A 22,330-nucleotide genomic window follows, 5' to 3' on the forward strand; every position below is an offset into this window, starting at 1 on the left:
AGTCTTAATTGTTGGCTTAATATCCAAAAAAATTATTTATTTTTATTTATAAACAACTGCTTGACACATATAAGTTATTGAATTTTAAGGATATAGAATAGTGGTTAAAAAATGATCAATCTAAGGGAAAGCACCATCTTATCTTGCCAAAACTTTGTCAACCCCTAAAAAGTCCACAATTTTATCCACAGGTTTTGTGGAAAACTGTGGAAAAGTCCAAAAGATAAGCAATTCGACTAAAAAATGAACCCAAGCGTCCATTTTAGATGTGTGAATAAGACAGTGTTATGAAAAAATAAAAATTAGATGTAAAAAACAGATTCTTTAGATGCGATTAAGCAATGAATCGGCTAAAATTGCGCAGTATTTTTTTTATGGTTAATGTCGTCTATGTACTCGCCAGTTGAATCCAACCAAGGATTTAATTTTAAGCCAGAGCCACCTACAAGTTCTGCATATTATCGTTTATTAAAAAAACTTCGTCGTCAAGTAGGTCATGCAATCCGTGACTACAAAATGATTGAGGATGGCGATAAGGTCATGGTATGTATTTCAGGTGGTAAAGATAGCTATACCATGCTGGACATTCTCCTGCAGTTTAAACGCATAGCACCAATCAATTTTGATGTTGTGGCTGTGAATCTTGATCAGAAACAACCAGGGTTCCCTGAGGATGTATTACCCCGTTATTTAGAAGAAAATAACATTCCGTACTACATCTTAGAAAAAGATACATATAGCATTACCAAAAAGCTTACACCTGAAGGTAAAACCTATTGTGCAGTGTGCTCACGCTTGCGCCGTGGTTCTTTATATGGTTTTGCTCAAGAAATTGGCGCGACCAAAGTTGCTTTAGGTCATCATCGTGATGATATTATGGCAACGTTCTTCTTGAACCTATTCCATGGCGGTAGTTTAAAGGCGATGCCACCAAAACTACTTTCATCGGATAAAAAGAATATTTTGATTCGTCCTTTGGCGTATGTTGAAGAGAAAGACATCATCAAATACGCTGAAATGCGCAAATTCCCAATTATTCCATGTAACTTGTGTGGTTCGCAGGAAAACTTACAGCGCGCAATCATCAATGATATGTTGCGTGAATGGGATAAAGCTCATCCAAAACGTTTACACAGCATTTTTGGCGCGTTACAGAATGTCTCGCCATCGCAATTGGCTGACCGAGATCTTTTCGATTTTGAAGCCTTAGATGGACAACGTGAAGTTGATTTTGATGTAACTTGTTCAACAGCCGAAGGGGACACACCAAATAAGCGTATTAGCATGGTCAATCTCGGTTTTGCTGCTGAGTAATTCGTCTTAATAAAAAAAGCACTTTTCGAAGTGCTTTTTTTATTTCTTAGATTTTTACATTTTAATGAAGGTGTTGAGTCGATTTACAAAATGATGTTTTTTGTCACTTTAGGTCGTAGTACCGATACAAAAAATCATTGACAAACTTGTGAAAAAATAAAGATTTGATGATATTTAGGCGATTAGTTTTATTTACAAAAAAAATCGAACGCAGAGTACAAAAAAACGTATCGCATTTGGAAAATATCATGCTATAACTCTCTCAAGCGTAAAGCTTCTACATGTTGTTATCTTGGATAGGTAACGCAATAAATTGAATAAATACATCGAGGAAAGAACATGCCTGCATTTTTAACTGATGATTGGTTTGCAAACGTTGAGAAACTTACAGCTGAAGCTGGTGATTTGAACTTACCACCATCATTAGCAAATCTAGCATTGAATCTTGTAGTAACAGGTAGCGAAGGAACGACTGAATTAGCGCTTGATAGCGGTAAGATCCAAAAAGGCGCTTCTGCGAATGCTAAAACAACTTTAAACTTAGATGCGGATACTTTACGCAAAGTATTCTTAGAGTTTGACATGGCTGCTGCTATGCAAGCATTTATGACTGGTAAAATCAAAGTTCAAGGCGATATGTCTCAATTGATGGCTTTACAAACAGCGAAGCCAAGCCAAGAACAAAAAGATTTGTTCAAAAAAGTTTTAGAGCAAACTACTTAAGACTTTTTAAACAAAAAAAAGCTTACCTTTAGGTAAGCTTTTTTTTTGTTAAATACTCACCAAACTTGGTGTCGTTTTAATATGTTCTAAATAAGCACGAATACGAGTGACGTATTGGATCGCTTGCTTATAACGCGTATTGTGCGATTGATTACGGTAAAGAAAATCATATACCTGTATCCAATCATTCGGATTTTTTCCTTGGGCTTTTAGGCGCTTCATAATCGCATCTGTGGCACCTGGCCCCATATTGTAAGCCACGAGGGCATACCAATAACGATCATGTTTAGGAATATAATCATATTTCGACATCATCAGATCAAAATACTTCGCACCACCTGCAATACTTTGAGCAGGATCAACACGATTCGACACACCCATTGCTTTTGCTGTGTTGTTGGTGAGCATCATGATGCCACGCACACCTGTAGGAGACACAGAATTCGGTTTTAAGAACGACTCTTGATAGCCTATCGCAGCGAGGAAGTGCCAATCTAAGTCGTATGTTTGGGCTGACTTTTTAAAGCTAGCTTTATAAATTGGCATACGTGTTTTCAGATTGCGCTGAATAGTATCCCAATCATCTTGTTTAACCACGTTGCGGTTGTAGAAAGATGCCATTTGACGGATAGCACCATTTTGCTTGCTTTGACAAACAAAACCGCTGGCAGTATCTGTTAAAGGATCAGCAGCATTTTTAAAAACCCAATTGATTTCTGGATTAAGCCCATTTTTGCGTAAGCTTTCAAGGTCACCACATGATGCGGAAAAACCTGAAAGATTCTTTTGCTCAATGGTCATGATCGATGCTGTGGTCACCGCGAAATGAGCTTTACCTTGCTGTACCATTTTCAAAGCGGCTTCATTACTTTGAACCGTTTTAAAATCGAGTTTTACATTTAAGTTTTGAGCGTAACTGCTCACCAAGTCATAGCCAAAGCCATGTTTGAAGTTACCGTCTTTAAAAACCACGGTGGGATTTGACACGGCCACCACTGTAAGCTTGTTCGAATTTACAATGGAGTTGTATTGGTTGTCGGTCTTTGTTGCATTTAATGCATGAAATGGGATAAATGCTGTAGCGAGGACCATCGCTTTAAACGAGAGAGAAGAAGTTAGTGAATTAAGGCAAAGCCTCGATCCAGTGTTTGAACTACTGCGCATGTTGTCTCCGCTACAAGTAATTTATGCCCAAAAAAAGCAAAAGCAGTACCGCCTTAAACTTTTATTTAAAGTTGATAAATTCAATTAGGGTGGGCGTCATGAACGTCATTCAAAATGACATGTGTGGGTGGATAAAATATTGAAGAAAAGATCTTCGTACAAAAAGTAATCAAGATAAAACATGGGCGCATATTAATGGTCAATTTTACTCATGTCAAATTTTGTACAAAAAAAAATAAAAAACATGGTTTTAAGATATTGATAAATAAAAAGAAAAAACTTTATAAAATTTTTCCATGTAGAAATGCGGTATAAAATGTTGCAATGTGTCGCTATAACGTAAGCAAAATACTCATTTTATCGCCTATGAAATCGAATTTAATTACCCGAAGTGGGCATGACAAATTGGTCGCAGAACTACAATACTTATGGCATGAGGAACGACCTGAAATCACCAAAAAAGTGAATTGGGCTGCCAGTTTAGGTGATCGTTCTGAAAACGCAGATTATCAATACAATAAACAAATTTTACGAAAAATAGACCGTCGTGTTCGTTACCTCGGTAAACGACTTGAAGAGTTGCGAATTATCGATTTTTCTCCTGAACAAGAGGGCAAAGTATATTTTGGCGCTTGGGTAGACATCGAGAACGAGGAAGGACAATTAAAGACGATTCGGATTGTCGGTGTAGATGAAATTTATGATCATCATCCTCAACATATTTCAATAGATTCACCTATGGCACGTGCAATGTTAGGTAAGCAAGTAGATGATGAATTTGAAGTACATACCCCCTTGGGGAAAAAAACATGGTTTATTAATTCAATTCGCTATGAAAAGCTCGAAAATTCAGCAAAATAGTGCTTTTTGATTTAAAAATAGGCAGGCGAGCAAAATTTCTTAGAAAAGTGTTTGCCAATTTTAAAAAATATTTATATGATAGCCGCCATTGGAAGCGTGGCAGAGCGGTTTAATGCACCGGTCTTGAAAACCGACGAGGGTGTGAGTCCTCCGTGAGTTCGAATCTCACCGCTTCCGCCAAATTTTTAAAAAGCCACTAATTATTAGTGGCTTTTTTATTTTCTTCATGTTGGTGCGATACTAAGACAGATATTTACTGTTTTATTTAATTTTTTGAGCATATTATAAAAAAACCACCCTAAGGTGGTTTTTCTACAGCGTTTAAGCCACTTTTTCTGGAAGATCGAACCAAATCACACGAGCATCTTCCGATGCTTTAATCTGCGCTGGATCAATAAATGCAATAGCATCTCCAGCATTCACAATGTGTTCAGCGACTTGAATTGAACCACTAATCACATGTAGATAGCTGACATGTTGTGTTGCAACAACTTCAAGTGAATGACCTTTCTCCAAAACAGCTGTTTTAACCTCCGCATTTTGGCGAATATGCATGGGTGCTTGTTCTGTCGGTCCACAAATCAGATGCCATTTGTTCGGTTGTTCAGCAGGATCGAGTTGAATTTGTTGGTAATTCGGCTCTGCATCGCGCTGATTTGGAATAATCCAGATTTGCAGTAAATGAACTGTTTCATCACCTTGGTTTATTTCACTGTGTTGAATGCCTGTACCTGCACTCATCAGTTGCCATTCACCAGCTTTGATATCACCGTGGTTACCCATACTATCTTTATGTGTAATCGCTCCCTGCAATACACAGGTGAGAATTTCCATATTGTCGTGTGGATGTGTACCGAAGCCTTGATGACCAGCTATGAGGTCATCATTAATGACACGGAGAGCACTGATGCCCATGTGGTTAGGGTCATACCAGCTCCCAAATGAGAAGCTGTGTTTGGATTCTAACCAACCCATTTTTACATGACCACGTGATTCACTGCGATGTAAATAAGCATTCATGATGATGCTCCTTTCATTATTCTTAAAGATGATGTTATTTTAATAGTTTAAAATGAATAAGATAGTAGGTTAGGACAACGTATCGTTCTAATTTTGAAACATAAAAAGGATAAAAAAGCCTGCTTGAAGCAGGCTTTTTAAAATTAGATTATTCTAAGAATTTTACTGTAACGCCAGAACGAACTTTGTTACCCAGATCATTCGCATCCCAGTTGGTTAAGCGGATACAACCGTGTGAAGCTGTCTTTGAAATGCTTGATGGATTAGGTGTACCGTGAATACCGAACGATTTTTTGCTTAAACCGATCCAGATATTACCTACAGGACCATTAGGACCAGGTGGTAATGAAAGTGGCTTCAAATTTTTACCTTGTACAAAGTTACTTGGTGAATAGCTATACCAAGGGTTTTTCGCTACACCAGTAATTTTGTATGTTCCAGTCGGCGAAGGAGTGTCAGCACTACCGATGGTTGCTGGGAATGAGCCAACCATTTGGTTTTGTTGGTTAAACAAATAAAGTTGTTTAGCGCCTTTATGTGCCACGATTAAATGAATATTTTCTGGAAGTTCATTGCGAATGTTGGTCACAATAAGCTTTTCACCCGCTTTCTTAAATGTCGCTTTAAGATTTAGTTTCTTGAGAAACTCTTCATCCATATGGAATTTTTCAGCCAGCATTTCACTTACACGAGTGTAATAAAGACCTTTCATTTTCGCTTGTAAAGCATAGTCATGAGGAATTGAGGCTGCATAAGGACCTTTTAGGTCTGCTTCGGTAATCGTATATTCAACATAAGCAGGTTTACCAGCTTGGCGTGCAACTAGAGCATCCCAAGTTTCTTTCGTCAAAACACCTGTAGCCTTTAAACCATTCATTTGCTGGAATGAAGCAATTGCTTTAAGTGTATTTTTTCCACTTGTACCGTCAATAGCACCTGGTGAAGCATGTGAATTATTTAACATTACATGTGCACGGGCATATACAGGGAATTGACCTTTGCCAATATTTTCATACCATTCAGCATTATTCAGACTGTCTAGCGTCCATGAATTTGCTGTAGCAGGTGCTGATGTAGATGAAGCTGGATTTGTCACTGCTGAAGATGCAGGTGCACTGCCAATGTCCGCAGTGCTATCCTCAGTTCTTTCTAGGTTTTGAAGCGTATCTGCAGCTTGATTTAGATCATTTTGCTCTTGCTGGCTAATTTGGGCTTCAGAGCTAGATTCTACCGCGAGAGGATCAATTGGATCTTGAATAGTATCTAAACTCGTTTTTGTAATTGGAGAAAGCGGTTGTTCAGCAGTACCAGAAGCAGCCAATGCAGTTCCAGACATAATACAACTTAAACTCAAAGCAAGAATTGAGCGAACGAACATGTAATTCAACCTTAAGAATTATTCATATTGATTTATAAAAACACGGATAAAGTATTGCAGAAAAAACACGGATATGCAGTATTTGTTTTGTTTAAATCAAATAAATTCCGATAGTCTCAATCTTTATTTTCATTCTAACTAAATACTTTAAAGTGCAGCTTTTTGGTATGATGAATGGAATTTCAATTTTGCATCGAGAAAGTAAATGACGACCTTAAAAAATGATCGTTTTCTGCGTGCCTTATTACGTGAACCTGTGGACTGCACGCCAGTTTGGATGATGCGTCAGGCTGGTCGATATTTACCTGAATATCGTGCGACACGCGCAACTGCGGGTGATTTTCTTTCTTTGTGCAAAAATAATGACTTTGCTTGTGAAGTGACTTTACAGCCGCTTCGTCGCTATGACTTAGATGCAGCCATTCTATTTTCAGATATTTTGACTGTTCCTGATGCTTTGGGCTTAGGACTATATTTTGAAGCAGGGGAAGGACCAAAATTTAAGAAAACAGTCCGTACTGAGCAGGATGTAGCCCAATTACCAAAAATTGATGCTAAATCGGACTTAGACTATGTCATGAATGCAGTGTCGACAATCCGATCAGCATTAGGTGGCCAGGTACCGCTAATCGGGTTTTCTGGGAGTCCATGGACACTCGCGACGTATATGATCGAGGGTGGGTCTAGTAAAGATTTCCGTTACACCAAGCAAATGATGTATGCACAACCTGAAGTTTTACATGCCTTGTTAGATCATTTGGCTTATTCAGTCATAGATTATTTGAACGCACAGATTGAGGCAGGTGCGCAGGCGATTCAAATTTTTGACAGTTGGGGTGGTGCACTTGCACATCGAGAATATCAAGAATTTTCCCTCAATTATATGCACAAAATCGTGAAGGGTTTAAATCGTGAAAATGAAGGCCGCAAAGTACCAGTAATTTTATTTACCAAAGGTGGTGGTCAATGGTTAGAACCTATGATCGCAACTGGCGCAGATGCGTTTGGACTAGATTGGACAACCCCTTTAAATGTTGCACGTCAAACTGTTGCTGGTCGCGCTGCACTACAAGGTAATTTAGACCCTGCAACATTATATGGCTCTCCTGCGAGTATCGAAAAGTCAGTAAAATTAATGCTCGATGATGCATATGCTGCTGGTGAAAAAACGGGTTATGTTGCAAACCTTGGACACGGTATCACCCAATGGGTAGATCCTGCGAATCCTAAAGTTTTCATTGATACGGTACATGAGTACAGCGCAAAATATTTAGGCTAAACATTTAGGATGAATGTGTGAGCTTTTTAAAATCATTATTTGAGTTTCATAATAAGGCAGCATCCGCTGCCTTATTTGGTATTTTATTACTGCTAGCCTTTGCTTTGACGGCTTCGATAGGGTATCAAGAATATTATGGATTGTACCGATACGACTACCTCTTGATTTATGCAGTGGTTATTCAGGTCTGTTTACTGCTTTTAAAGTTAGAGTCTTGGGCTGAAGCCAAAGTTATTGCAATTTTTCATATGGTGGCCATGGTCATGGAGATTTTCCTGACACATCCACAGATTGCATCATGGCAATATCCGCAACCTGCGGTATTTAAGATTATGACCGTGCCACTTTTTGCGGGATTTATGTATTCTGCCGTGGGCAGTTTTTTTGCTCGTTCACTCAGGCTCTATCGTGTAGAAATTGAGAACTTACCTAGTTTTTTTAATATGCTGAGTTTAGCGATCTTGTCCTATTTAAACTTTATGACTAAGTTCTTTATCCCAGATATACGATATTTACTGTTTGCATGGAGCGTGTTGATATTTTGGAAAACTAAAATAACGTTCAAGCTTAAATATCATGAGATGACCTTGCCAATGCTTCCTGTACTTTTGTTGCTGGCATTTATTATTTGGATTGCTGAAAATATCAGTACTTTTTATCAAATTTGGTTGTATCCAACGCAAGTGGAACAGTGGCATATGGTGGGATGGGGGAAACTTGGTTCTTGGTATCTCCTATTAATGCTGAGTTTAGTATTGGTTTTAAAAATCCTAGGTGAACGGAATTCACAGGGTTTGTGGCGATTGAAGGGCGAATAAGTTAATTCATCAAAAAAACTCGATACTTGATGGCATTGGTAAGATTTGTTTTGCGTTCTTGGCTTGATATCGCTATGTTAAAGAAGTTCGTAAAAGAACAAAATTGGAACAATAAAGAACACTTGAGCACATCAAGTTTGGAGTGATGTTATGTATAAAAAATTAGCTTTAGCTGCGGTATTGGCAGTAGGATCAACAGCTGCATTTGCTGACCGTGATGTGGGTTGTGGTATCGGTTCACAAGTTTGGGCAGGTCAGTCTGGTAAAGTTGCAAAAATCTTAGCAGGTACGACCAACGGTTTATTTGCTAACCAATTATTCGGTATTACTTTCGGGACATTAGGCTGTAGTGGTACAGGTACAGTAACAGCACAAGCAGTAACATTTACAAATGAAAATGCCGAAGCTCTTGCACGTGATATGGCGGTAGGTGAGGGGGAAAGTCTTAACGTCCTTGCAGAGCTTCTGAATATTAAATCTGAAGATAAAGCACGTTTCTTTGCAGTATCAAAAGAAAATTTCTCTGAAATTTATTCAGCGGACAATCAAGATGCATTCCAAGTCCTTGCATCTCTTCAAACTGTTATGTCTCAAGACGAAGTTTTAAAAGCTTACGTTTAATTGCGAAAACCCTGTCTTATGGCAGGGTTTTTTTGTTTCATCATTATTAAGTTCATTTTATGAAATTTGCTTTTTTTTCTGCCTTGATTGTCAGTAGCTTTCTGACACATGCATATACTTCTCCAGTTGAACAATATATTGCACAAGCACAACACCATCAGCTTGATAAAAATAAAACTTGGCAAAGATTAATGTATGCACATCAAGCGAAGAGTGAAGTCAGCTATTCAGGATTTTTTTTTAGTGCAAATGGTGCAGATAATTTAGAAGATGAGCTGAATGCAAATATTCGTGAATTATTTATAGATCGAGGACAAGATCAATCCATTATATGTCGTTTCCCAGCTCGCTCTGCATGGTTAATAGAACAACTGAAAATAAAACAAGAGGAGCTTCCTAAAGCAGATTGTCCTGCTCTAGAGGAATGGATTGGACAGATTAAACCGTATCAAGCAACATTGATTTATGCGACAGATTTCATGGGAAATCCAAGTTCGATGTTTGGTCATACCTTGTTACGTCTTGATCCTAAAGATCAAAAAGAGCTTAATCTTATTTCTTATGCAGTCAACTACGCTGCGACGGTCGAAAATAGTGATAGTTTTTCTTTTGCTTGGAAAGGCTTAACGGGTCAATATCCAGGTGAATATTCGTTAATGCCCTACTATCGAAAAGTAAAAGAGTATGGTGATTTCGAAAGCCGTGATTTGTGGGAATACGAATTAGCATTAAACCCAGAAGAAACCACACGTTTAGTACAACATATCTGGGAGTTAAAGCATGTCCAATTTCCCTATTATTTTATAAGTGATAATTGTGCCTACCGCTTATTGGGACTCATTGATTTGGTAAAACCCGATGCCAATCTACAAGCACAGTTTAGTCATATTGCAATTCCAGTCGAAACCATCAAAGCGGTGCAGCAGCAAGGCCTCATTAAAGATACTGTTTATCGCCCAGCACTTGAAACGCAGTTACTTCATCAAGCAAAACAACATGGTAATGACTTAGCACATTCGGCACATCAATTAACGCTGGTGCAACCAGCACAAATGCGTGAATTTTTAGCTCAATTTACGGCCAAGGATCAGGCGCGTATTCTTGAGATGGCATATGATCATTTGTATCTACAGCTCATTTCTCAAAAAATCGAAGCGAGTATTGCGCAACCTAAAATACGACAAATTTTGAGTTTAAGAAGCCAACTCCCTGTTGAAAAACAACGTACTGAAGTGGCAAGACCACGAATTGACCCTGTGGATGGGCATCATGCTCGAAAAACATCGATTGAATTTGGACGAGTGCAAGACGATACGTTTGTGCAGATCAACCATCGACAAGCCTATCACGATTTATCTGATCTTCAGGGGGGATACCGACTTGGAACGCAGTTGAAATTTCTTGAGGGGAGTCTTGAGTTTCGGAATGATCAACTCAAGTTGGCTGATTTGGATCTTTTAGAAGTGAATTCTTATAATCCAATTACGCCTTTTAAGACGCCGTTGAGTTGGGGATTTGGATTCGGTTGGAAACAACTCTCAATTGATGATTCTGGAAATTTCAGTGATAGCGAGCAACATGGTGTTTTGAATCTATCAACACAGTTTGGATATAGTTGGGCAGATGCAGATCGTGAACACCTGTGTTATGCGCAGATGCAGAATCATATTCAAGCTGGAAAAACTTTAGAAAAGGGCTGGAGATTGGGGCTAGGGCCAACTGTAGATTGTCAAAACTTATGGTCAGATCGAGTGAATAGCTTAGTGCAAATTGAAATCCCTTTTTGGGAAGATCAGCAGGCTTGGCAGCTCGGACTACGATCCTCAGTTCAGTATGCACTTAACTCGCAAAGTGCTATCTCTATTCACTGGAATTATCAATTACAAGAACAGCATGATTGGCATCAAACTAGTTTAGGATTTACACGCTATTGGTAAATACACAGTACTAGGAAGTACTGTGTTGAAAGGAGAAGCTTGTTTTTAAACGATTACATTCACATAGTACTTTTTCACTTTCTCAACGACTTCAAATGTTCCAATGAATCCTGGTGGTATTACACCTCCTTGACCTGCAGAAACTTCGATAAAGTGATTTTTACTTTGAATGTGGATGCGAACTTTTCCTTCTATAATTTGAAAGAATTCTTGTTTATTGTCGGCAAATTGAATATTCCAAGCACCAACTTCACATTCCCAAATCCCACATTCCATATGCTCGTGTTCATAAAGACTGTAGGTGTGACGTTCGGGATTGCCTTGGACGAGACGATCAGGACGCGGGAAGTCGACTGATTTTTCTGCGTGTTGTTGACCTTGACCTGCAACATGAAGAGATGTCATATATTCACCTTAAGAAATTGAGCCTTGGAATACGGTCTAAAAAAAACCTCAACAGGGTTGAGGTTTTATGAATTAATAACTTTCTGGAACAGCGCTCAGAAACTCGCGACGTTCATCTTTGTTAGTTTTAAAGTCCCCAACAAATGATACTGTACGAGTAGTTGACTCTTGTTTGCCTACACCACGCATCATCATACACATATGTGCTGAATCAATGACAACAGCTACGCCTCTAGCACCAGTCACTTGAGCCACAGCTTCAGCAATCTGTTGAGTTAGATTTTCTTGAATCTGTAGACGACGGGCAAACATTTCAGTAATACGTGCAAATTTAGATAAACCTAAAACTTGACCTTCTGGTAAGTAGGCAATATGCACACGTCCATAGAACGGCAGTAAATGATGTTCACAAAGCGAATAGAATTCGATGTTCTTGACCAAAACCATTTCACGGTTGTCTGAAGGGAAGACCGCATTGTTGGTCACTTCTTCAAGCGTTTGGCTATAACCTGACGTCAAATACGAAAAAGCTTTAGCAGCACGCATTGGTGTATCTTTAAGACCAGGACGAGTAAGATCTTCGCCAACGGCAGTTAAAATGTTGGCGTAGGATTGCTGCATAGACATAAGACGTGTTCACTTACACAGATGTTGAACAAGGACGGCATTGTATCAGAAAACGATTACAATGCCGTATATTCAGAAAAAATTCCGATTATTGAGTAAATTTTGGATTCTTTTCTGCACGTTTAAGCAGAACTAAGACCGCGCCAGTGCCACCTTGTTTTTCAGGCGCACTGACAAAAGCCAAAACATCACGATGTTGTCTGAGCCAACTATTAACATAGGTTTTTAAAACAGCTTCAGGGCCTTTACCATGAACAATTTTAATGACGTTTTGATTTTGCTCTTTCGCCATCTGAATAATTTGCAATACAGCTGAACGTGCTTCTTCTACGGTACAGCCATGCAAATCAACTGCTTCAAACCAACGTAAATTTCCAGCTTTCAGATCTTCAAATACTTTATGTTGTAAGGTCGCAATTCGATAACTGAGACTAGCCTGACTGCCAACTGGATTGAGCATGGCTTGAGTATCAGACATCACAGTTTCATCAGTATGCATTGGACCTTCAGCAGCAGCACGTTTTGCTAAGGTTTGAGCATCCAATTTCTTTTTGGCTGGTTTCTCAATTTTTGCAATATTGCCATGATCAATTTTTTGAACACCTTGCATTTGCTGACGAAAGAGTTCTAAATCTTCCTCATGCTCTTGTTCAACCGTCTTTTCAATAGGTTTAGGAGCTTCAACACGAGGAGCAGGATTACTGATTTGTTTCTTAAACTGTTTCAGTAAATTAAATTGATCTTTTGATAAAGAAGAATCATGTTTACTCATAACGTGCTTGTGACTTTAAAGTGGAAGATGAATGAATGTGATTATAATCCGAAAATCCCTCAACTTTGTAGTGAGAAGTATTTAAGTTGATTTTAAGGTGTTGGATAAATTGGAGATAACTTAAGGGATAAAGCAAAAAAAAGAGATTGATTATTAATCTAATTTATTTTGAATTTGTTCTAGCTATTGTTGTTGGCATTAATGGAGGCAAGAATGGATTCGGAAATCCATTCTTATGAGATTGAATTATTTTTAGTCGAACAATTTACCGCAGAATATTAGAGTCAAATATTCTGAGGTTCGCCAAACAATGCGGTAAAGGCATGATCAGGACGAGGCTGTTTCATAAAACTTTCACCCACAAGGAAAGTGTGAATGTCATTTTCTTGCATCATGGTGACATCCGCTGAGGTTGCAATGCCGCTTTCCGTCACTAATAAACGAGATGGTGCAAGTTGTTTTTTTAGACGAATTGATGTGTTCAAATCAACATCGAAAGTTTTTAAATTACGATTATTAACGCCTAATAAACAACGATCTGATAATTTGAGAGCACGTTCTAGTTCATATTCATCATGCACTTCAACCAGTACATCTAAATGATGTTCAAATGCAGTTTTCGACATTTCCTCAAGTTGTTGATCTGAAAGACATGCAACAATGAGAAGGATACAGTCTGCATGCAATGCACGAGCTTCAATCACACCATAAGGATCGATTAAGAAATCTTTTCTTAGTGCAGGCAAATCACAGTGAGAGCGAGCAATATGAATGTTCTCATCGGCACCTTGGAAGAAATCAATATCTGTAAGTACTGATAAACAAGCTGCACCCGCTGATTGATACTGTTCAGCTATTTCAGCAGGATTGAAGTTTTCTCGAATAATGCCTTTAGAAGGAGATGCTTTTTTGATTTCAGCAATGACAGCAGGACGTTTGTGTTGTAGTGCTTGAGCAAAACCGCGAACAGGGCTAGCGGCTTGAGCGAGTTCTTCGACGTCCTTATAACTACGTTGTTTTAATCGTGCAGCAAACTCTTCTTGTTTACGGTCAACAATTTTGCCAAGAATAGTATTCGCGATATCTAACATAAGAATGTCCTGACTTAATTAAGCTTCATAATGTTTTATTGTTTTTGTGAATTCAGAAAGCACATCCATCTTTTCAAGTGCCTGACCACCATAAATGATGTCATGTGCTAATGCCACACCTTGTTTATAACTCGAAGTTAAACCTGAGACATAAATACCAGCACCAGCATTCAATGCAATCATACTGGCCGCTTTTTCACCTTTCGGTGATTTTTTCTTACCTAGTGCATCTTTGATCAGTGCCAAACTTTCAGCAGAGCTATCAACAGATAAATGCGTCAATGTTTGAGATTCAATCTCTACATCCTCAGGGAGGATTTCCCACTCAGTAATTTCACCATTTTTTAACTCAGCGACATAGGTGGATGAAGCAAGACTGATTTCATCTAGTCCATCTTTAGAGTGAACAACCATGACGTGCTCAGCACCAAGTTGCTTAAGAACTTCAGCAATAGGTCGACATAATTCTGTTGAGAACACGCCAATTACAAAGCGCTTTACACCAGCCGGATTCGTAAGCGGGCCAAGTAAGTTGAAAATGCTTCTGAAGCCCAATTCTTTACGAGGACCTGCTGCATACTTCATTGCTTTATGATGGTTTGGAGCAAAGAGAAAACCCACACCCAAATCGCGGATACAGCGTTCAGTCTGTGCCATATTTAGGTCGAGATTAATACCAGCTTGTTCTAATAGATCTGACGAGCCTGATTTTGATGACACACCTCGGCCACCGTGTTTGGCAATCGTTGCACCTGCAGCTGCAATCACAAAACTTGATGCAGTTGATACATTAAACAGGTTTTGTCCATCACCACCCGTGCCAACGATATCGACTAAGTATGGAAGATCACTGACATCAATCTTGATCGCATATTCACGCATCACACGTGCAGCAGCAGTAATTTCGTCAATACTTTCGCCTTTTAAACGCAAACCCATCATCAATGCACCGATTTGTGCATCAGTCGCTTCACCATCCATAATGGTGCGCATAACAGCTTCCATTTGAGGCTGTGTTAATTCAATATTTTTCGTAATGTTGTTTAATGCTTGTTGAATATTCATGTCTTGCTCTTACGCATAAATTTCTAAGAAGTTTTGGAAAATTTTGTGGCCATGTTGGCTGAGTATCGATTCTGGATGGAACTGAACACCTTCAACGGGAAGGGTTTTATGTTTCACACCCATAATTTCCTCCATAGAACCATCTTCTTCATTAGTCCAACACGTCACCTCTAAACATTCAGGTAAAGTCGCTTGATCAATGACTAAAGAATGATAGCGAGTCGCTGAGAATGGAGAGGGTAGATTGCTAAAGATCCCTTGATCAGAGTGGTACATGTCAGATAAACGCCCGTGCATGACTTTTTTTGCACGAACAATATCTCCACCAAATGCTTGCCCGATACTTTGGTGACCTAAGCACACCCCAAGCAGTGGAATCTTGCCTGAAAAGTGTTGAATCGCTGGGATTGAAATACCTGCCTCAGAGGGAGAGCAGGGACCAGGTCCAATGACGAGATATTTTGGTTGCCATCGCTCAATATCCTCCAAAGTCACGGCATCATTACGGACCACTTTTACTTCCTGATTTAACTCGCCAAAATATTGGACGATGTTGTAGGTAAAAGAGTCATAGTTGTCGATCATCAGAAGCATTTTAAGCTTAACCTCTTGAAATTTATAATTTAACTTAATTTAGCTTTGTTATTCACATTAATAAGATACATCACAGGGTGTTGACTGCATCCTTGTCTAGTAACTCAAAGCGATTAAGTGGCAGTTATCATAGCAGATTCTTTTATCAGCGCAGGTTAAATTTTGGGGTTCAAAACATCAGCAATATTGATCACTTAAATCAAATTAATGTGTGAATGAATGGTTCTAGGCGAAGAGCGCTAATAAATGAAATATTGATCTGAATCTAAAAGCTCATACGTGTTATTCATAAGTTTTTTTAATCATTCTGTTTGATGAGTAAGATTTGTTTTAAAAACAAACAAACAAAATGCACTCAGTAAATTTATAATTTATAAGATTTAGTCTCGCGGTCGTTCACTTTTACATCATTTAGCGAAGATATTTAATTTTAATGAACTAATATGATGCACAAAATTTAGATTCATCATGGCTCGATGTGTATTAATAAAGTCATGATTGAGTTGTAATTTTAGTCTTTCAAGTAAAAATTAAATATTAAATATTTTTATTTATTGATATATAAAACAAGGTATTAAACGCATGTGCCTGAAAATTTGATTCATTTTTCTAATTTATAAAAATTTATAAAATATATCGTTTGGTAAATTAAGTAATTAAATCCCTGAATAAACTTGACTTTAAGTTTAATAATTAAACGATCATGCTCTGAGGTGCACCATTTTGATACAGGTTGTAAATAAATATTTTTTATTGCGATGAACTGTGCCTGAATATGGTGCATTTAGTTTTAAGCACAGTATAATAGTCGCAAAGCAAAGTGAATAAAGCTGTTAATCTGATAAGGATTTCAAGATTTTAGCTTTGCTTTTAAAAGTTGGTACGGTAATTGCTTTAAAACTACCAACTACTAACACGCACTAAATGTGCAACAAAAAATCATCGGAGCAAAATGAGCATGGCGAACAAGGTCCTACAACTCATCCAAGAAAGTGGCGCAAAATGGGTAGACTTCCGTTTTACGGACACTAAGGGTAAAGAACAACATGTTACTTACCCAGCAGATACTATCGATGAAGATACTTTTGAAGATGGTAAAATGTTCGACGGTTCTTCAATTGCTGGTTGGAAAGGTATTGAAGCGTCTGACATGATCTTACGTCCAGATGCTGAAACAGGTTTTATCGACCCGTTTTTTGCAGAGCCAACTGTAGTGGTGACTTGTGATGTTATTGAGCCATCTACTGGTCAAGGTTATGACCGTGACCCACGTTCAATTGCTCGCCGTGCAGAAGAATATTTAAAATCTACTGGTATTGGTGATACTGCTTTCTTTGGTCCAGAACCAGAATTCTTCGTATTTGACGAAGTTAAATGGGACATCGATATGTCTGGTGCTCGCCATACATTAATCGCTGAAGAAGCTGCTTGGTCTACAGGTAATTCTTACGAATCAGGTAACTCAGGTCACCGTCCACGCGTTAAAGGTGGTTACTTCCCAGTGCCTCCAGTTGATTCTCACCACGATATGCGTGCAGAAATGTGTGCGAAAATTGAAGACATCATGGGGCCAGGTCGTGTAGAAGTACATCACCACGAAGTTGCATCTTGCCAATTAGAAATTGGTGTGAGCTTCAACACAATGGTTCGTAAAGCTGACGAAGTACAACAGTTTAAATATGCTGTTTGGAACGTTGCTCATCAATATGCTAAAACTGCAACGTTTATGCCTAAACCAATGGTTGGTGATAACGGTTCTGGTATGCACGTTCATATGTCAATTTCTAAAGACGGCAAGAACTTGTTTGCTGGTGATGAATATGCAGGCCTTTCAGAAATGGCATTGTATTTCATTGGCGGTATCATCAAGCACGCACGCTCATTAAATGCGATTACTAACCCTTCTACAAACTCGTATAAGCGTTTAGTGCCACATTATGAAGCGCCAATTATGCTTGCTTACTCAGCGCGTAACCGTTCAGCTTCTATCCGTATTCCATACGTTTCTAGCCCGAAAGGTAAACGTATTGAAGCACGTTTCCCAGATCCAATGATGAACCCGTACTTAGGTTTTGCTGCATTGTTAATGGCGGGTATCGACGGTATTCAAAACAAGATTCATCCAGGTGAAGCTTCAGACAAGAATTTGTATGATCTACCTCCTGAAGAAGAAGCAAAAATTCCTACAGTTGCACACAGCTTGGATATGGCTTTAGAAGCTCTTCAAGCGGATCACGATTACCTTCTTAAAGGTGGCGTATTCACTAAAGAAATGCTTGATGCTTACATTGAGCTTAAAACTGAAGAAGTTCGTCGTCTTAATACGACAACTCACCCAGTTGAATTTGATATGTACTACAGCCTGTAATTCGTTCACGAATTTCGCTGTAAAAAACCCGCGCAATGCGCGGGTTTTTTTGTGTTTTGAGTTAAAATAAATGTAGTCAAATATGAGAAATATTTCATGGCAAAGCCACGTAAAAAGCACACGGGATTTTTTCCTTGGAATGATCCAAGTGACCACGAAAAAGGATTTAAGCTCAATTTTTCTGAAGTGACCTATTTGGAAGTTGGCAGAACCATGGAAGGCTATAAACAGGCACAATTTCTTGAACTAAGAAATCCTGATTTGGCTTTACAATTTGATTATCCACATGAATTTTATATCAGTGCCGAAGGTTTTATTTTAGTAAAAACGCCACAAGGCAAATTTGAAGTGATTGCAAAATCTGACAATGCTTGAATGTGTGTAGCTGCGCCTAAAAGTAAGATTTATTCCTTGTGATCATCCAAGTCATATTTGAGTAAGTTTTCACGCTCATAAGGTGCATCCTCAGCAGGATATCTTAAACTTTCAATATTTTGGCTTTTGGCGATAGACCATATAATACTCTCCCCAGCGGGGATATTAGGGCTGAAATTCTGATATAGCGAATCAGCATAAGCATCTGCTGCATTGATTATTGTCCACCCTTTGCTTTCTAAGGCTAAAACGATCTCGCCTAGAAACTGTCCATTAATCGCATTCGTGTGGAGTAACAATACATGCTGAGGAGAGTGTTGAAGAGTTTGTAATGCGAGTGAATCATAATATTCTGCTCGATCAAGAAGATGATCAATATAAGCCTGCTTCAATCTTTTAATGTGTGACGTTTTACCTGCTTTTAGATACGCTAGATATTTTTGATTATAAAACCAGTCACTTGCATCAATACTAACACCACCATGTTGGTAGTGATTTTGCTTTAACCAGTGTTGGACTTGATCTCTTTTCGCAATATTATTGCCTTCTTTGAGATAAGGGTACTTAAAGATTCTCCTAAAGTTTTTTAAATCACGAAAAACTAATTCATTAATTCTAATGCTTTTGATGTAGTCTTTCGCCAAAATTTCAGGTTTATTTAAATTTTCATGAAAAGAACTGTGATTGCCGACAATATGTCCGTGTTTATCCCATTGACGTATTAAGTCTTTACCCGCATTGTCACCGATTTTGATGTAACTTGGGAAAATGATCGATTGAATATTTTTGGATTTTAAATGCGCTAGTATTTGTTGATTAATGTGTGGAGCAGTAGGATCGATAGTTGGATTTAATCCATCATCAAAACTCAGTGCTAATTGACGAGCATGAGCTTGGGAAAGAAATAACAGTGATATAAATAAGTACAAGCTAAATTTAAGCATGTTTAATGAAGTTGTTTACGAATGAATGTTTATAGCATTTTTTTGGGGCGGTGCAGTATGAAATGTTTGAGTGTGATGCCTTAAACTAAACCATAGGTTTGGTGCATTAGTTCTAAAGCTTGGGTACACTTGAGAGTATAAAATAATGGTAGTCTGAAATATGCTTGAAAGCCGTCAATTTAATCATCAGGAAAAATTAATGTGTCCTGAGTTAAAAAAATGGTTGTACGCCTCAGGCTCACTTACCCAACAACTGACAGATTTAGCTGATGGAACATTCAAAGTTCAACGAATCCAAGAACGATTTCAACGTTTAAACTTTAATGATGCTAGCTGGATGGGTGTATCACATCAGCATACTTCATGGGTTAGAGAGACTCATTTATTTGGTTCTGATTGCGAACCTTGGGTAAAAGCGAAATCTATTTTTCCAATTACCAGCCTTCAAAAAAAAGCACGTCTTTTTCAACATATTGGAAATCAGCCTATAGGTCGATTCCTGTTCCAACGCACAGAACCGCAATGCCAACGTCGCGTGATCTTACTTGAGGATGGATGGACCAGACAGAGCTGTTATACTTGGCATGGCTGTAAATTTATTGTCCAAGAAACATTTTTACCAGCATTTGAACGTTTTATAAAAACTCATTGAGCTAGACTTTATGGCAACCGCACAAGCAATCACCTGGCGCGAGCGTTTAAGCGCTTATTACTATTTATGTCGTTTCGATAAGCCAATTGGTACTGAGTTAGTCCTGTGGCCCACCTTATGGGCGCTGTGGATTGCAGCTGGTGGAATACCTGATGTAGTGACACTGCTTGCCATCGTATGTGGCACTATATTTATGCGTGCAGCGGGATGTGCCATTAATGATTTTGCTGATCGTAAAGTGGATGCACACGTAGAAAGAACCAAAAATCGTCCATTAGCCACAGGTGTGATTTCGGCAAAAGAAGCAGTTTGGGTGTTTATCGCACTGGTTGCTGCAAGTGCTTGTACATTGTTCTTCCTGCCTATTGAAACTTTTTATTGTGCCTTAATTGGGCTGGTACTTGCTTTCATCTATCCATTTATGAAGCGCTATACGCATTTACCTCAAGTGGTACTGGGGATGGCATTCTCATGGGGTATACCGATGTCATTTACGGCAATGGGTAAGCCTTTGGATTGGACGTGTTGGCTACTTTATTTCGGTAATTTGGCTTGGACTGTAGCTTATGATACTCAATATGCAATTACGGATCGCGAATATGATTTAAAGATTGGGGTTAAGTCGACGGCCATTTTGTTTGGAAAAAATGATATTAAAATTATCAGTTTATTGCAGGCGATGAGTGTCATTTTAATTGGTGCTGCACTATGGCTTGAACAGATACTTGTACCATTTGGATTAATCGCATTAGTGCTCGTGGTAGGTGATTTCATCTATCAATGGACTAAAACACGTGATAAAGATCCGCAATGGTGCTTCTGGGCATTTAGACATAACCGATGGGTGGGGGTGATGATCTTTATGGGGATTTTTATTGCATTAATTTAATCTTAACATTAAATAAAAATAAACTAATTAAGCATCCTAGTCGGATGCTTTTTTTTATGTTTAATTAAAAGTACTCATGGAGAGTGATAATAATGAAGGGAAAGAATTATTGAAGTATGTGATTAAAAAATGGTTATCGCAATGTGCTGTACGGCAGCATTACTCTTAACGGCTTGTAATAGTGATGATGATAAAAATATTTTTCAAGAAAAAGCGTTTGTTGCTGAGAAAGCTTATCAAAAAGATAGTTTAGAGCAAGCTTCCAAAATCCAAATTATGACTTATTAAATGCCGAATGTTCTGGGTCAGAAAACTAAGGCTACAGCAATGGTCATGTTTCCTAAGACTGCTCAGCCAGAAGCAGGATGGCCAGTGGTGGTATGGGTACATGGAACAACTGGTGTTGGAGACGAATGTGCACCAAGCAATAATGTACTTAATTCGAATTTTGAAATTTTAGCGAACAGCCTTCTTAAAGAAGGTTATGTTATTGTAGCCCCTGATTATGAAGGTTTGGGGATTAAAGGGATTCATCCTTATCTTCATCTATCTAGTGCTGCACAATCTGCGATTCATGCAATAAAGTCAGTTCACCAAGCATATCCATCACGATTAAATAAATCTTGGATGTCTGTCGGCCAATCCCAAGGTGGTCATGCATCGTTAGGAATTGCACAATATGCCAATAATGATCCGTATTACAAAGGGGCTGTAGCGACTGCTCCAGCATCCAGTTTGGGTTACATTATTACCCAAGTCGCACCAAATGCCATTTCAGCGATAGAAAGTCAAAATAGAGATTTGGCAATCGCTATTTATTCAGAGCTATTAGCTTATGCTGCTTATACAGGCGTAGGGATTAAAGCATATGAACCTAGATTTTCATTAGCAACGATATTCCAATCTAGTTCTCAAGCTGTGGCAGAGAAAGCTGAGGGGTCGACTGGTGAAAATGGCCTATGCTTGATGCCATTAATTGATGAGTTTAGAACAGATATTAAGACTTATTTGGAATCAAATTCAACACAAAAAGTAATGGACTATCCTGGGTTAAAGGTTGGCTTTGAAAATGATCCAGTGGTGAGTAGTTTTTTAAGTAATAATCAGCCTGGAACTCAAAAACTCATGAAACCGGTTTATGTGGTTCAAGGTGAAAATGACACCGCTGCCCCATATCAAGTAACACAACAATTAGTAAATCAGTTAAATGGATTGGGGACTCAACCTCCAATTGTATTAGATATTGTGGCAGGAGCATCGCATACACAAGCGATTGTTGAGAAAAATGATGAGGTTGTTGATTTTATTAAATCGTATTTACCGGTGCGTTAAACGTGACTAGGTCAGCTAGGGTGTTGCATCTTAGTTGACACTTAAAGCTAAAGTTTTTTCTATGACCTTATTCTGTTATATTGCCTCGGACTCAATAACAC

23 protein-coding genes and 1 tRNA gene are annotated in these 22,330 nt (G+C 38.5%); 14 read left to right on the plus strand and 10 right to left on the minus strand.

Going from position 1 to position 22,330, the window contains the following annotated elements; genetic code table 11:
• The first annotated feature begins 390 nt into the window (after positions 1–390).
• Together ttcA and AC1M9F_RS00190 are read left to right on the plus strand one after the other, a co-directional pair.
• Positions 391–1,314 carry a tRNA 2-thiocytidine(32) synthetase TtcA gene (gene ttcA / locus AC1M9F_RS00185; protein ID WP_035266955.1) on the plus strand — a complete coding sequence of 308 codons (924 nt, stop codon included), beginning with the start codon at positions 391–393 and terminating at the stop codon, positions 1,312–1,314.
• A 339-nt stretch (positions 1,315–1,653) separates the two neighbouring features.
• Entirely contained in the window at positions 1,654–2,037 is a 384-nt protein-coding gene (locus AC1M9F_RS00190) for an SCP2 sterol-binding domain-containing protein (RefSeq protein ID WP_092765941.1), read from the plus strand.
• Between the two features lie 48 nt (positions 2,038–2,085).
• Here AC1M9F_RS00190 and AC1M9F_RS00195 read toward each other — a convergent pair whose 3' ends face one another.
• Entirely contained in the window at positions 2,086–3,201 is a 1,116-nt protein-coding gene (locus AC1M9F_RS00195) for a transglycosylase SLT domain-containing protein (protein ID WP_035266964.1), read from the minus strand.
• A 366-nt stretch (positions 3,202–3,567) separates the two neighbouring features.
• Between AC1M9F_RS00195 and greB the strand changes: the two genes are divergently transcribed.
• Complete coding sequence (greB, locus tag AC1M9F_RS00200; RefSeq protein ID WP_092765943.1) at positions 3,568–4,062, plus strand: transcription elongation factor GreB; 495 nt, start codon at positions 3,568–3,570, stop codon at positions 4,060–4,062.
• A 90-nt stretch (positions 4,063–4,152) separates the two neighbouring features.
• Positions 4,153–4,242: transfer RNA gene (locus tag AC1M9F_RS00205), tRNA-Ser, on the plus strand.
• A 141-nt stretch (positions 4,243–4,383) separates the two neighbouring features.
• On the opposite strand, the gene AC1M9F_RS00210 is transcribed toward AC1M9F_RS00205, so the two are convergent.
• Positions 4,384–5,082: a pirin family protein gene (locus AC1M9F_RS00210; RefSeq protein ID WP_481596738.1), complete on the minus strand. Its 699-nt coding sequence runs from the start codon at positions 5,080–5,082 to the stop codon at positions 4,384–4,386.
• A gap of 148 nt (positions 5,083–5,230) precedes the next feature.
• Positions 5,231–6,460 carry a L,D-transpeptidase family protein gene (locus tag AC1M9F_RS00215; protein ID WP_481596739.1) on the minus strand — a complete coding sequence of 410 codons (1,230 nt, stop codon included), beginning with the start codon at positions 6,458–6,460 and terminating at the stop codon, positions 5,231–5,233.
• A gap of 205 nt (positions 6,461–6,665) precedes the next feature.
• Here AC1M9F_RS00215 and hemE point away from each other — a divergent pair, with 205 nt between their 5' ends.
• From hemE to AC1M9F_RS00235, 4 genes are all read left to right on the plus strand, one after another.
• Complete coding sequence (hemE, locus tag AC1M9F_RS00220) at positions 6,666–7,739, plus strand: uroporphyrinogen decarboxylase (protein ID WP_481593182.1); 1,074 nt, start codon at positions 6,666–6,668, stop codon at positions 7,737–7,739.
• Between the two features lie 17 nt (positions 7,740–7,756).
• Positions 7,757–8,557, plus strand: a complete 801-nt coding sequence (locus tag AC1M9F_RS00225) for a DUF817 family protein (protein WP_481596740.1) — start codon at positions 7,757–7,759, stop codon at positions 8,555–8,557.
• Positions 8,558–8,707: 150 nt separating this feature from the next.
• Positions 8,708–9,178 (plus strand): DUF3015 family protein, encoded by a 471-nt coding sequence (locus tag AC1M9F_RS00230; protein ID WP_035266978.1) that lies wholly within the window; start codon positions 8,708–8,710, stop codon positions 9,176–9,178.
• Between the two features lie 59 nt (positions 9,179–9,237).
• Positions 9,238–11,115: an Lnb N-terminal periplasmic domain-containing protein gene (locus AC1M9F_RS00235; RefSeq protein ID WP_481596741.1), complete on the plus strand. Its 1,878-nt coding sequence runs from the start codon at positions 9,238–9,240 to the stop codon at positions 11,113–11,115.
• Positions 11,116–11,160: 45 nt separating this feature from the next.
• On the opposite strand, the gene AC1M9F_RS00240 is transcribed toward AC1M9F_RS00235, so the two are convergent.
• The 6 genes from AC1M9F_RS00240 to AC1M9F_RS00265 all read right to left on the minus strand — a co-directional run bounded on the left by AC1M9F_RS00240 (position 11,161) and on the right by AC1M9F_RS00265 (position 15,669).
• Entirely contained in the window at positions 11,161–11,520 is a 360-nt protein-coding gene (locus AC1M9F_RS00240) for a cupin domain-containing protein (protein WP_481596742.1), read from the minus strand.
• Between the two features lie 72 nt (positions 11,521–11,592).
• Complete coding sequence (folE, locus tag AC1M9F_RS00245; protein ID WP_171076769.1) at positions 11,593–12,141, minus strand: GTP cyclohydrolase I FolE; 549 nt, start codon at positions 12,139–12,141, stop codon at positions 11,593–11,595.
• Between the two features lie 94 nt (positions 12,142–12,235).
• Positions 12,236–12,919, minus strand: a complete 684-nt coding sequence (locus AC1M9F_RS00250; protein WP_481596743.1) for a Smr/MutS family protein — start codon at positions 12,917–12,919, stop codon at positions 12,236–12,238.
• 284 nt (positions 12,920–13,203) lie between these two features.
• Entirely contained in the window at positions 13,204–14,010 is an 807-nt protein-coding gene (gene trpC / locus AC1M9F_RS00255) for an indole-3-glycerol phosphate synthase TrpC (RefSeq protein ID WP_481586573.1), read from the minus strand.
• Positions 14,011–14,028: 18 nt separating this feature from the next.
• The gene (gene trpD / locus AC1M9F_RS00260) at positions 14,029–15,075 is read right to left on the minus strand and encodes an anthranilate phosphoribosyltransferase (protein WP_035266991.1); all 1,047 of its coding nucleotides are present in this window, start codon (positions 15,073–15,075) and stop codon (positions 14,029–14,031) included.
• A gap of 9 nt (positions 15,076–15,084) precedes the next feature.
• A complete protein-coding gene (locus tag AC1M9F_RS00265) occupies positions 15,085–15,669 on the minus strand; it encodes an anthranilate synthase component II (protein ID WP_092765952.1) in 585 nt (194 codons plus the stop codon).
• A 952-nt stretch (positions 15,670–16,621) separates the two neighbouring features.
• Between AC1M9F_RS00265 and glnA the strand changes: the two genes are divergently transcribed.
• Together glnA and AC1M9F_RS00275 are read left to right on the plus strand one after the other, a co-directional pair.
• Positions 16,622–18,037 (plus strand): type I glutamate--ammonia ligase, encoded by a 1,416-nt coding sequence (glnA, locus tag AC1M9F_RS00270; RefSeq protein WP_171076768.1) that lies wholly within the window; start codon positions 16,622–16,624, stop codon positions 18,035–18,037.
• 96 nt (positions 18,038–18,133) lie between these two features.
• Positions 18,134–18,412: a hypothetical protein gene (locus AC1M9F_RS00275; protein WP_481596744.1), complete on the plus strand. Its 279-nt coding sequence runs from the start codon at positions 18,134–18,136 to the stop codon at positions 18,410–18,412.
• A gap of 29 nt (positions 18,413–18,441) precedes the next feature.
• Here AC1M9F_RS00275 and AC1M9F_RS00280 read toward each other — a convergent pair whose 3' ends face one another.
• A complete protein-coding gene (locus AC1M9F_RS00280) occupies positions 18,442–19,356 on the minus strand; it encodes a polysaccharide deacetylase family protein (protein ID WP_481596745.1) in 915 nt (304 codons plus the stop codon).
• Between the two features lie 160 nt (positions 19,357–19,516).
• Here AC1M9F_RS00280 and AC1M9F_RS00285 point away from each other — a divergent pair, with 160 nt between their 5' ends.
• The 4 genes from AC1M9F_RS00285 to AC1M9F_RS00300 all read left to right on the plus strand — a co-directional run bounded on the left by AC1M9F_RS00285 (position 19,517) and on the right by AC1M9F_RS00300 (position 22,229).
• Entirely contained in the window at positions 19,517–20,008 is a 492-nt protein-coding gene (locus AC1M9F_RS00285; RefSeq protein ID WP_481596746.1) for a chorismate--pyruvate lyase family protein, read from the plus strand.
• 10 nt (positions 20,009–20,018) lie between these two features.
• A complete protein-coding gene (gene ubiA / locus AC1M9F_RS00290; protein WP_481596747.1) occupies positions 20,019–20,897 on the plus strand; it encodes a 4-hydroxybenzoate octaprenyltransferase in 879 nt (292 codons plus the stop codon).
• A 129-nt stretch (positions 20,898–21,026) separates the two neighbouring features.
• The gene (locus AC1M9F_RS00295) at positions 21,027–21,185 is read left to right on the plus strand and encodes a hypothetical protein (RefSeq protein ID WP_481596748.1); all 159 of its coding nucleotides are present in this window, start codon (positions 21,027–21,029) and stop codon (positions 21,183–21,185) included.
• Positions 21,186–22,229, plus strand: coding sequence for an alpha/beta hydrolase family protein (locus tag AC1M9F_RS00300; protein ID WP_481596749.1), 1,044 nt, complete (start codon positions 21,186–21,188; stop codon positions 22,227–22,229).
• Positions 22,230–22,330: the final 101 nt, after the last annotated feature.

Source organism: Acinetobacter sp. ANC_7504 (assembly GCF_056779995.1).